Below are 12,788 nucleotides of genomic sequence, written 5' to 3' on the forward strand. Positions count from 1 at the left end.
AGGACCCTATCCATGAAGCAAAATGCATCTTTCGTTCTCCGTTATTTACTCAACGTAGCGCATGTGCTGCCATGGTTTTGTCTCAATCCGGCGCTTGCCGCAGTGGACATTCCCGATATTCCCTTGGCGGTTAATATCTCGGCCACCCCGTTAACCTTGTTAACCGCCGCCAGAGACCACAAGCTGTATTACGAGGCCTATAACGACGCCTCCGACCTGAATGGCGACGGCTCTATTGACGTTGGCTATCAACCCACGATTACTTATTACGGTTATTTCGATTCCTACAAATGCTATAGCTATAACAGCTCTAACGGCGTATTCGAACCCGCTTACACCACGGTCAACAAAACGTGCGCCAATTCCAGCGGCGAATGGAGCGGCGATTTTCTAAACTATTTGACCATGTCGCGCATGGACGCATTGCGTAGAGTGCTGTATGGCGGCTACCGCAGCACCGACACCGACAGCGCCACCATTCTGGAAAGAGTTTATATCCCGCAAGACGCCCACAGCTGGGGAAAAGAATATACCAGCACTGCGGTGGACGGTTACGACATCAGCTCTTACACCCCGCTATCCCAACCCGCTACCGACAAACGCCATCTGTTCGCCAACACCACGCTGCTGGAAACGACCACACCGTTATTGCGCGTGTTGGAAAACAGCGGGTTTAGGGTGTGGGAATGGCTGTCCATTGAACGCCCGGTAGCCGGCAGCGACTGTGCCACCGGCAACAACGTGCGCACCGCTTGCGCCGTTGCCGGCAGCACCAGCTGGGAGATAGTGCCGGCCAGCTATTTTTCAGGCTTGACTCAAGCGACATACAACACCGGCAATACCTCGCGCAGTGGCAACAATTGCTATTGCACCTACCCCACTACTAACTCGGAATTCAATAGCTTAGAGACTAATTACGCCACCAGCAGCAGACGCTACGGCAGCAAATCCGTTACGCAAATCAACGGCAGCGGTAACCCGAACTCCTCCGCCTCCGGCTCGCAAGACAACTACCTCACCCTCTTCGAAGGAACGTTGACCATCCCAACCGGGAAAAGCGGCACCTATACCTTCGCAGTTGACGGCGACGATGCCGTCGAGGTGATCATCGATGGTACGGTAGTGGCTTGGTGGTACGGCGGCCACGGCTCCAATAACAGCGACACCAGCCTAACCAGTCATTCCGGCAGCATCTATCTGTCGGCCGGCGCTCACACCGTCAAATTCCGCCATCAAGAACGAGATGGCGGCGACAGCTACTATTTATATTGGAAAAAAACCGTGGTCGCATCCACGCTAACCGATTACGCGGTACGGGTAAAAGCCTGTGTTAGCGGCTTATTGGAATCGGAATGCCGCGGCTACCCGTCGGCCAGCCCGGTTTATTACAAACCCGGCGGCATTTTGCAGCAATACGGCGAAACGGACGCCATGGCCTTCGGCTTAATGACCGGCTCTTACGAGAAAAACACCTCGGGCGGGGTATTGCGTAAAAACATTTCCTCGTTGACCAACGAAATAGATTTGAACACCGGCCAGTTGACCTCCACTGTTGGGGTCATCAAGGCCCTGGATAAATTAAAAGTAACCGGCTTCGGTGACTATTATTTTTATCACGAGGACTGCGGCGTACCGGAAGTTGGCGGCCCGCTTGCTCAAGGCAGATGCCGGATGTGGGGCAACCCGATTGCGGAAATCATGTACGAAGGCTTGCGCTATTTAAGCGGTGCCACGTCCCCAACCACCGCATTCGACATCTCGGCGTCAGGAAACGACGACACCACGCTTGGCTTGCCCAAACCGGACTGGCTGGATCCGTACCGCACCACTACAGGCGGCTATCCGCGTTGCTCGAAACCCTCGCAAATCGTCATCAGCGACATCAGCCCCAACTACGACACCGACCAATTGCCGGGCCGTTACGAATATACCGCTCCGTCCGGCCTGACTAGCTTCAGCGGCGACAGCAGCATCAACGGCAATTCCTTGGGCGTCAAATCGCTGGGAGACCAAGTTTGGGCAACCGAATTCGAGGGGGCCGCGAGCAAGAATTTTTTCATCGGCCAATCCGGCAACACTTACGACGGCGCTCCTACGGTAAAAAGCGCTTCCAGCTTCGGCAGCATACGCGGCCTGGTACCGGAGGAACCCACGCAACAAGGCGGATACTATCCCCCCAGCGTCGCCTTCTTCGGCAAGACGAAAGACATCAATTCGGTTACAGACGCCCAAAATGTCGATACCTATAGCGTGGCATTGGCTTCGCCCAAACCGCAGATGACTTTTAGCGTAAACGACAAAACCATAACCTTGGTCCCGTTCGGCAAAACCGTCGGCGGCTGTTTGTCGGCCAGCATCCTTGAAAGCAACTTTAGACCGACCAACACCATTGTCGATTTCTATGTCATATCACTGAAAAATACCAACAGCAGCAACCAGGACTCCAGCGTCAATAGCGGCCGGCCTTACGCAAAATTCCGGATTAATTACGAGGATTCGGAATACGGCTCCGACCACGACATGGATGCGATTGTGGAATACGAACTCAGCGTGACGTCCAGCAATAAATTGGACGTTAAACTGACCTCGGACTACGCGGCAGGCGGCTGCATTCAGCACATGGGCTACGTTATCTCCGGCACTACCGCCGACGGCACCTATTTGGACGTGCGCGACTCGGACACGGACGCGGCATCGGACGTCAACTACGCGCTGGACACACCCGATACTAGCAGCGCATTGCCGTTAACCAACACCCGCACCTTTACCCCCGGAAACACATCCAGCGGCAGTTTCGTACCGCACGATCCTCTGTGGTACGCCGCTAAATGGGGCGGGTTTTCCGACTTAAACAACAATAAACTACCGGATTTAAAACTGGAATGGGACGCCGATAGCGATAACGCGCCGGACACCTATTTCTACGTCCAAAATCCGTTAAAACTCAAAGAATCGTTGCGCAAAGCCTTCGATAAAATCATAGACCGCACTGCCAGTGCCAGTAACGTCACCTCCAACAGCACCTCAATCCTTACCGATACACAGGTGTTTCAATCGCTGTTTAGTACGGCGACTTGGTCCGGTAGCTTACGAGCATTCCCGATCAGTACGGGCTCAGGGGTGGGCGATACATTCAACTGGGATGCCGCAGAAAAAATCCCTACCCATACCGGCCGCAAGATTTTCACCAAAACGGGCGGTACGGCGACAGAATTTTTGTGGGCCAACTTGACCACTACCGACCAGGCGGCATTAATCAGCGAAAACGTTACCAATTGGCTGCGAGGCGACTCGTCGAACGAGGTGAACTCGAGTGAGAGCGGAACGCTACGGGACCGTACGTCTACGGTTTTAGGCGATATCGTACACTCGTCGCCCTATTACATTAAAGACACCGAGACGGTGTTCGTCGGCGCCAACGACGGTATGTTGCATGCCTTCGATGCCGAAACCGGCGTCGAACTGTTTGCCTACATTCCCAGCATACTACTTCCCAAACTTAAATATTTATCTCAAATTAATTACGGCAGCGATTCCAACCCGCACGATTATTTTGTAGACGGCGAAATTGCGGTGTCGTCCACCAGCCAAACGCCTAGCCATAATTATTTGATCTCCACCTTAGGTCACGGCGGCAAGGGTTTATTCGGCTTGGAGGTAATCAGCCCTTCCTCGTTTTCCGCCAGCAACGTTCTTTGGGAATATTTCGACGCAACGGATGCCGATCTGGGCTATATGTTGGGTCGCCCGGTCATTGCCAAAATGAATGACGGCACTACCGCGCTCATTGTCGGCAACGGCTACAACAGCAGCGACGGCAAAGCGGTGTTATACATCTTCAATCTAACTACCGGCGCCGTCATCAAGAAAATCGATACGCTGGTCGCCGGTGACAATGGCCTAGCCTCACCCGGCGTATTCGACAACGACAATGACGGCGACGTCGACTTCATTTATGCCGGCGACCTTAAAGGCAACGTCTGGAAGTTCGACGTATCGGCGAGCAGTGCCGGCGCCTGGGACGTCGCGTTCAAATCGGGCATTACCCCGGCACCGTTTTTCGTCGCTCAAGACGAAAATGGTACGGCCCAACCGATCACCGCGCAAATAACCGTGGCGGTGGACGACGTGCAAAGCGATGCGAATTACGGCAAACGCTTTATTTGGTTCGGCTCCGGCAGCTATTTTGTCAGCGCCGATCCCGCAAACCTGAACATTCAAACCTGGTACGGCCTGATAGACCAAAACGCGCAAATCAGCGGACGCACGACCCTGAAACAGCGGACTGTGGTAGCGGAAGGAACTTTCGACGGCAATCCGGTACGCACTCTTTCGGCCTCCACAGACGGCGACATGATAGGCAAAAACGGCTGGTATCTGGACCTAACCCTTGCCGCCGGGACAGCCCAAGGCGAGCGGATAGTGACCTCGTCCAAAGTCTATAAGCTTGCCCAATCTACCCTAATCGCAAGCTCCATCATTCCTGACGACGATCCGTGCAAGTCCGGGGGTAGCGGTTACGTCAATGCCGTCAACCCTTACACCGGGGCGAGATTAACCATCGGCATTTTCGACGTTAACGGAAAAAATAAATTCGAGGACGACAAATTGAACGACATACTGATCAGCTCAATCGATTTAGACGTAGGAATGCCCAGCGAACCGGTATTAGTCGGAAACAGGCTGGTAGTTGGCGGCTCCAAAGGCGAAATCAAAGACCTCGAAGTCAACGTGGACGTCACCGTTAATAAAGGCAGAATATCGTGGCGCGAACTAATTTTTGATTGACGCAAATCGGCTAAGAGCCAACACACTGCTCTCAGCAATTTAATACCTTTTTACGATATCGAGGAGACCAAGCAAACATGGCGAGTAATTCGACGAATCGAGGATTCACCTTGTTGGAATTAATGATTGCCGTGGCGGTAATCGGCATATTAGCGGCGATAGCCTATCCCTCCTATATGGAACACGTCGGAAAAACCCGCAGAACCACGGCAGGCTCGTGTTTACTGGAGCTAGGCCAATACATGGAACGCTATTACACAACCAATATGAGTTACGCCAACGCAACCTTGCCATCGACGCAGTGTAGAACCGACTTGGCGGGTTTCTACACATTTGCTCTTGCAGACGGCGAACCTACTGCATCCACCTTTTTGATTGAATCCGCACCGACAACAGGCCCTCAAGCCAATGACAAATGCGGCACACTGACCTTAAGCGAAACCGGAGAAAGAGGCATCAGCTCCGCGCACACCGGTGTGACCGCCGGCGACTGCTGGTAATTTAACTTCCCGACGCTCTACTGGCCCACGGACGGGCACGAATGTGATGTAACCCGCATTCTCCAAGACAAACCGCGCCAAGCATACGCCCGGGCCCATCTTATGCGTATAGAATTTCCTGCTATATTTTCTTTCAAAACATTAAACAAAATTTAGGAGTTGATCGTGGCAACGATTCTTGCAGTTGATGATTCAGCATCGATGAGGCAGATGGTTACTTTCACGCTAAAAGGCGCCGGATACAATGTCGTCGAAGCCGTAGACGGAGTTGACGCGCTAACCAAGGCAAAGTCCCAAGCTTTCGATTGTATTGTGACCGACGTCAATATGCCGAATAAAGACGGTATCACCCTGATTAAGGAATTACGCGCCCTACCCAACTACAAATTTACCCCGATGCTAATGTTAACGACAGAATCGGGAATGGATAAAAAACAACAAGGTAAAGAAGCAGGCGCGACCGGTTGGATCGTTAAACCGTTTAATCCTGACCAATTATTGAAAACCATCAACAAGGTTTTGGGCTAAAACGTTTCGGTCCACACAAACATCACAACCTGGGTAGCGACGATGTCTATTGATATGGCGCAATTTCATCAAGTCTTTTTCGAGGAGAGCTTCGAAGGACTTGACACAATGGAATCAGGCTTGCTTAACCTCGACATGGGAGATGTCGATGTGGATGAAATCAATAACATCTTTCGCGCGGCCCATTCGATTAAAGGCGGTAGCGGCACATTCGGGTTTACCGCCGTATCCGATTTCACTCACGTGATGGAAACCTTGTTGGATGAAATGCGCGACGGGCGCCGCCAAGTCACGCAACAAGCTGTAAACGTCTTGCTAGGCTCGGTCGACTGTCTGCGCGAGATGCTTCAGAGCATTCAAAGCAACCAGGACATCGACCGGCTGACCGTAAACATGCATCAGCAAGCGCTTGACCACGAATTGAACAATTCACCTGACGGCACATCGACAGATTTAAAATCATTCGTCCCATCGCCGTCCGCTGAGCTTTCCAGCTTGACCCCCGCCATTGCCGATTGCGTATCCGAGTGGACCATCGCGTTCAGCCCTCATGCCCACATGTTGAAAACCGGCAACGAGCCTATCAGAATGTTTCGAGAACTGGCTACGCTAGGGGAGTTAAGCGTAAAAGCCGATTTACAGGGCGTGCCTGACTTGTTCGATCTTGACCCGGAAGAATGCCATCTGTCTTGGAGCCTCACGTTAAAAGGAAATGTTCCCGCAGCCGATATTGACGAAATTTTTGATTGGGTGGAAGAAGATTGCGATTTCGCCAAACAAGCCCATTACGTAACAACCTCCATCCTTGCGGATAGCCGCAGCTATAGCAACGAAGACAACAACTACAGTGGCGCGGTTTATAACACAGAAGGGCCGAACGCCTTTTCGTCCGACGAAGATTCTTCCTCGATTGCGAATAACGACATTCAAGACCCGACCAACAAAAACAAAAAAGACGAAACTAAAGCCGCTGCTAAAGGTTCCAGTTCCATTAGGGTAGATACCAGTAAGATCGACACATTAATCAATATGGTCGGTGAGCTGGTAATCACCCAATCCATGCTCAGCCTAATCGGTGAGCATTTCGAACTCAATAAATTGGATCAGCTAAAAAACGGGCTTTCCCAGCTGGAGCGCCATACCCGGGAATTGCAAGAAAGCGTGATGAATATACGAATGCTGCCGATCAGCTTCGTATTCAGCCGTTTTCCACGCCTCACCCACGACCTTAGCAGCAAACTCGGCAAAAAAGTCGAGCTTAAATTGGTTGGCGAAAATACCGAAGTCGATAAAACGGTTGTCGAATTACTCAGCGACCCCTTAGTGCACCTGGTTAGAAACAGCTTGGACCACGGCATAGAAATGCCCTCGGTTCGAATTGCCGCCGGCAAACCGGAAGTGGGTACGGTGACGCTGGAAGCCTATCATCGCGGCGGCAATATCGTCATAGAAGTCAAAGACGACGGCAAAGGTCTCGATAAAGAAAAACTCAGAACCAAAGCAATCGAAAAAGGACTCATCGACCCGGACACCATTCTTACGGATAAACAAACCTACGAACTGATATTCATGCCGGGCTTCTCTACCGCAGAGAAACTAACCGATATTTCCGGCCGCGGTGTCGGCATGGACGTGGTACGCCGCAACATTCAATCGCTGGGCGGCAACATCGAAATTGTGTCCGAATTAGGCCGCGGCACAACCATATCGATTCATCTACCGTTGACCTTGGCGATACTCGACGGTCAATCGGTTGCGGTCGGCAACGAGACCTATATCGTACCGCTAGGCGCCATCATCGAATCCCTGAACATAAAAGAAGAGCGGGTAAACCGAGTGGTAGGCAAAGGCGAAACCTTCAAATTGCGCGATCAATATCTGCCTATTATTCGGATGCACGAGATTTTCAATGTCCCTACCGCGAAACACACCAAACTGACGGAAGGTCTTTTAGTGGTAGTCGAAGGTCAAGGCGAACGTTGCGGCTTGTTTGTGGACGATCTTCTCGGGCAACAACAAGTAGTCATCAAGTCATTAGAGGCGAACTACAGGCGAATCGAGGGCGTTTCCGGCGCTACCATACTCGGCGACGGTTCGGTGGCTCTGATACTTGACATACCGGGCTTAGTGCGACTGGCAAATCAATAATCTAACGGCTTATGTCTCAAATACAAGAAAGCGAATTAACTGAAAAAAGGCTGCAATTAGATAGCGAGCAGTTTTTAAGCTTTACTCTAGGCAAAGAAGAATATTGCGTCGATATTTTGCGCGTGCAAGAAATTCGTAGCTGGGAACCGGTATCGAGAATCCCCAACGTACCCAGCTACGAAAAAGGCGTGGTTAATTTACGCGGTTCGATTGTGCCTATTATCGATTTACGGGAACGCTTCCAACTCGGCCGAAGCGAATATACGCCGTTAACCGTTGTCGTAGTCGTTCAGGCCCATATCGGCGATAAAACTCGGATTATGGGCATCGTTGTTGATACTGTGTCGGACGTCATTGATGTCAATAAGAAATTAATACAAGGCGCTCCGAATTTCGGCACTAAAGTCAGTACCGAATTTATCAGCGGCCTGGTATCCGTGAACAATCGCATGGTTATGCTGCTTGATGTAGATAAATTACTGAGATTGGATGGCGTAGACGATGATGACGATACGGTCAAAGCCGCTACTTCGCATTAAACCTTACACATTTATTTATAACTTTTGCCGCTAAATAATATTTATCAGTTAATTAATTTTACCTCCATGCAAGCCGGCCACGCCCGGCTTGCAAGCGAAAGCCCAATTCACTGATACGCAAAAAACCACGAATTCGAAAATACGTCGGGAGAAATACATGTTTAACTCATTATTTAACAAGCAAGCGAATTCTGTTAATGATCGACACAACCAGAGCGCGATGCAAACCGACTACCTCGGCCAAATCGATGCGATAGAAAAATCCCAAGCCGTGATCCACTTCAATATGGACGGCACCATAATAAAAGCCAATGATTTATTTCTAAAAATCATGGGCTATACATTGGACGAAATCAAAGGTAAACATCATAGTATGTTCGCTACCCCGGAATTGCAAAACAGCCTGGAATACAGACAATTTTGGGATAAATTGAACCGGGGTGATTTTGACAGAGGAGAATACAAACGTATAGGCAAAAACGGCAAAGAAGTATGGTTACAAGCCACTTACAATCCCATTATGGATACTAACGGCCGGCCGTTTAAAGTGGTGAAATTCGCCACCGACATTACCGAAGCTAAACTTAGAAACGCGGATTACCTAGGGCAAATAGAAGCCATCAAAAAATCGCAGGCCGTCATCGAGTTCAACATGGACGGCACCATTATTTCCGCTAACGATTTATTCTTGAAGGCTATGGGCTATGGACTGGACGAAATAAAGGGCAAACATCACCGCATGTTTGCCGCCCCGGAAGAAGCCGCCAGCTCGGCGTATCGGCAATTTTGGGAAAAACTTAATCGCGGCGAATTCGACAGCGGCGAATACAAGCGTATTGGCAAAGGCGGCCGGGAGGTGTGGTTGCAAGCTTCTTACAACCCCATCATGGACATGAACGGCAAACCGTTTAAAGTCGTTAAATACGCCACAGACATTACCGAAACCAAACTCATCAATGCCGACTATACCGGACAAATCGACGCGATCCATAAATCGCAGGCCGTCATCGAATTCAACATGGACGGCACGATAGTCAATGCCAACCACCTGTTTTTAAACGTGATGGGTTACAGCCTCGACGAAATCAAGGGCAAACATCACAGAATGTTTGCCGATCCGGAAGAAGCTGCCAGCCCGACATACAGACAATTTTGGGAAAAACTCAATCGCGGCGAATTCGACAGCGGCGAATACAAGCGCTTCGGCAAAGGCGGTAGGGAGGTGTGGCTGCAGGCTTCTTACAACCCCATCATGGACATGAACGGCAAGCCGTTTAAAGTCGTCAAATACGCGGCGGATATAACGGAACAGACCTTAACCAAACAAACCTTGGAGCAAGTCTTCTCGGAAGTCGGCGAAGTGATGAACTTTGTTTCGGAAGGTGATTTGACCCATAAAATACTGGGTGATTACGAAGGCATTTACTTGGATTGTAAAAATGCGATCAACGCGACGATAGACAAGCTGAGCGAAATCGTCACGCAAGTCAACGAATCGGCGACGTTCATCAACAACTCCTCTCAGGAGATTGCCAGCGGCAACAATAACTTGTCTCAACGCGCCGAACAGCAAGCGGCAAACTTGGAGCAAACCGCAGCCAGCATGGAAGAACTGACCAGCACAGTAAAAAACAACGCGGAAAACGCTCAACAAGCCAACGCCGTAGCCAGTAATGCGCGGGAGCTGGCCGAAAAAGGCGGCAACGTGGTGGCGGCCGCGATGACCGCCATGCAGGAAATTAACGAAAGCAGCAACAAAATTGCGGACATCATTGGCGTGATCGACGAAATCGCTTTCCAAACCAATTTATTGGCACTCAACGCCTCCGTCGAGGCCGCTAGAGCCGGCGAACAAGGGCGCGGCTTTTCAGTGGTCGCCACCGAAGTACGAAACCTTGCCCAGCGAAGTGCTACGGCAGCGCGGGAGAGTAAAGAGCTCATTCAAACAAGCGTCCAAAAAGTCAGAGCGGGTAGCGAGTTTGTCAATCAAACCGGATCTTCGTTAAACGAAATCGTCACCAGCGTTAAAAAAGTCGGCGACATCGTGGCGCAAATAGCAGCGGCAAGCGCTCAGCAATCGTCCGGCATCGCGCAAGTCAATCAAGCGGTGGCGCAAATGGATGAAATTACTCAGCAAAATGCCGCATTAGCCGAAGAAGCCTCTGCAGCCAGCGTATCGATGAGCGACTTATCGAATAACATGGTCGAACTATTATCATTTTTCAAACTCGACAACCACCCGGTATCCTCTAAACATAGCAGCCCGAAATCACATAAAACACATCAACCCGCTCGACCAAGTACTGTCGTAGAGGCTACACGCAAGTCGTCAACCCAAGCGCCTAAAAAAACTTATAAAAGTGTGGCCGGCGATGAAGATTGGCAAGACTTTTGAGAGCAAGCGTAGATTTGATGCCGAATTATTGGGAAAACAAAATGAGCTCCACTGCCAAGCCTGAAAATCAAGTCGAACAATTCCTGACTTTTGAACTGGCGGGAGACGCATACGCGATAGAAATACTCAAAGTACAAGAAATTCGCGGCTGGGAAAAAGTCAGAAAAATTCCCAACACCCCATCATATGTAAAGGGCGCCTTAAATTTACGCGGCACTATTGTGCCGATTATCGACCTTCGCGACCGGTTTAATATGGAGCCTGCAGAATATACACCGGTCACGGTCGTAATCGTAATGTGTATTCAAACGGAAAGCTCAGGCAAGCTGGTAATGGGAATAGTGGCCGATGCGGTTTCCGATGTATTGGACATCCATCCGGAGGATGTAAAATCTCCCCCTAATTTAGGAGTCAAAATTAATACTCGCTATATTCGCGGCATGTATGTGGGTAGAAAAAATATGGTGATGTTGCTGGATGTAGACAAATTGCTTAATCCTGACGAATTTGTCGAAATTTCAAATATCCCGGACGTATTAAGCGGAAAATGAGTGCACGAATTGTTGCCGTTATTAATCAAAAAGGCGGAGCAGGTAAAACCACCACATGCGTTAATCTCGCTCATGCTTTATCGAGATTGGGCTATCGCGTTTTAACAATAGACCTCGATCCTCAAAGTCATCTGGGAATAGCCCTGGGACAAACAAGCCGTACCCAATCTGGAATCGATCAAGTTCTGCTTGGCCTGAGCTCGATAGAAATTCAAATGCTATTAGTTCGCGAAAATTTAAACTTGATCGTGGCCGGCCCCAGACTACAAGAAATCGAACAGCTTGCCGACGGAACCAGCCACCGAGGTGATTTGTTAAAAACCGCACTGACCAATTGCAACGATCTGGACTTTATATTTATCGACTGTCCACCTTCGTCTGGAATTTTGGTAGCAAATGCTTTATTTGCGGCTGAAGAATTGCTAATACCTATGACCAGCGACTATATGGCATTACAGGGCTTATCGCATTTAATGGGTACAATTAAAAAATTCGAAGCCGCTTTAGCTAAAAACTACAAAATTAAACTGGTAATGTCACGCTACATTCCAACTAGGCGGCTTTCTCATGACGTACTGGAAACCATACAAAAATATTTTCCCAATCAGATATTAAAAACGCCGATTCGAGAGACCGCGTCTTTAGCCGAGAGCCCGAGCTTCGGTAAAACCATTTTCGAATATCGCCCCGGATGGCGGTCGGCAAAAGACTTTTCGTCACTAGCAAACGACTTTATTAACGAGAGGGTGATGTGATGTCCGAACAAAATGAGCATAGTTTAATCGGTTACGATCCATTAGCATGGATGAAGGATGCAGAACAATCTAAAAATCATCTGATTGCAGAAAACGATGCATTTGCCGACTCGGAATCAATCCTTAAAACCACCAAAGCTGAGACTCTAGCGTCGGATAGTCTAATCACCGCTACCGAGTTATCCGAAGCTGAATGTAATGCAAATCTCCCTAAAAACATACCATCAGAAAATAACATCGAAATAACCCCAAATAAAAACGCTGACACAGCGAGCACCGCTCAAATTACATTAGAAAAAGCGCCAAGCATTCAGAACATTAATCTGCTACACGAGCAACTGCTAGCTGCCTTAAATAAAAATAATAAAATCGATATAGACGCATCTGCGGTCATCTCCATCGATACAGCCACATTGCAGCTATTGCTAGTCGCTAAACGGACAGCACTCCCCCTTCACAAGCAAATCTCGATCGACTTTCCTTCAGACCAGTTTATTGCAGCCGCTCATTTGCTGGGGCTTGCCGAAATATTAGACGTTAACCACGCCGCCGCAGGATTTTTTTAAAAAATTCGGCGTAAAATA

Annotated in this window: 9 protein-coding genes; all 9 read left to right on the forward strand. The window is 49.6% G+C overall.

All coding sequences use genetic code 11. The features are described 5' to 3' along the window. The first annotated feature begins 12 nt into the window (after nucleotides 1–12). A complete protein-coding gene (locus AB0A83_RS17730; RefSeq protein ID WP_367154858.1) occupies nucleotides 13–4,788 on the forward strand; it encodes a PilC/PilY family type IV pilus protein in 4,776 nt (1,591 codons plus the stop codon). Between the two features lie 77 nt (nucleotides 4,789–4,865). Then, nucleotides 4,866–5,288, forward strand: a complete 423-nt coding sequence (locus AB0A83_RS17735) for a type IV pilin protein (protein ID WP_150050695.1) — start codon at nucleotides 4,866–4,868, stop codon at nucleotides 5,286–5,288. 165 nt (nucleotides 5,289–5,453) lie between these two features. Then, nucleotides 5,454–5,816: a response regulator gene (locus tag AB0A83_RS17740; protein WP_150050697.1), complete on the forward strand. Its 363-nt coding sequence runs from the start codon at nucleotides 5,454–5,456 to the stop codon at nucleotides 5,814–5,816. Between the two features lie 42 nt (nucleotides 5,817–5,858). Further along, complete coding sequence (locus tag AB0A83_RS17745) at nucleotides 5,859–7,964, forward strand: chemotaxis protein CheA (RefSeq protein ID WP_367154859.1); 2,106 nt, start codon at nucleotides 5,859–5,861, stop codon at nucleotides 7,962–7,964. 11 nt (nucleotides 7,965–7,975) lie between these two features. After that, the gene (locus AB0A83_RS17750; RefSeq protein WP_150050701.1) at nucleotides 7,976–8,503 is read left to right on the forward strand and encodes a chemotaxis protein CheW; all 528 of its coding nucleotides are present in this window, start codon (nucleotides 7,976–7,978) and stop codon (nucleotides 8,501–8,503) included. A gap of 220 nt (nucleotides 8,504–8,723) precedes the next feature. Further along, entirely contained in the window at nucleotides 8,724–10,898 is a 2,175-nt protein-coding gene (locus tag AB0A83_RS17755) for a methyl-accepting chemotaxis protein (RefSeq protein ID WP_367154860.1), read from the forward strand. 41 nt (nucleotides 10,899–10,939) lie between these two features. Then, entirely contained in the window at nucleotides 10,940–11,449 is a 510-nt protein-coding gene (locus AB0A83_RS17760) for a chemotaxis protein CheW (RefSeq protein ID WP_150050705.1), read from the forward strand. Next, entirely contained in the window at nucleotides 11,446–12,204 is a 759-nt protein-coding gene (locus tag AB0A83_RS17765) for a ParA family protein (protein ID WP_150050707.1), read from the forward strand. Before AB0A83_RS17760 ends, AB0A83_RS17765 begins: the two co-directional genes overlap by 4 nt. Then, nucleotides 12,204–12,770, forward strand: a complete 567-nt coding sequence (locus AB0A83_RS17770; RefSeq protein WP_367156183.1) for a lipid asymmetry maintenance protein MlaB — start codon at nucleotides 12,204–12,206, stop codon at nucleotides 12,768–12,770. Before AB0A83_RS17765 ends, AB0A83_RS17770 begins: the two co-directional genes overlap by 1 nt. The last annotated feature ends 18 nt before the right edge of the window (nucleotides 12,771–12,788 follow it).

Origin of the sequence: Methylomonas sp. HYX-M1 (assembly GCF_040741385.1) — a bacterium.
GTDB classification, from domain to species: Bacteria; Pseudomonadota; Gammaproteobacteria; order Methylococcales; family Methylomonadaceae; genus Methylomonas; species Methylomonas rhizoryzae.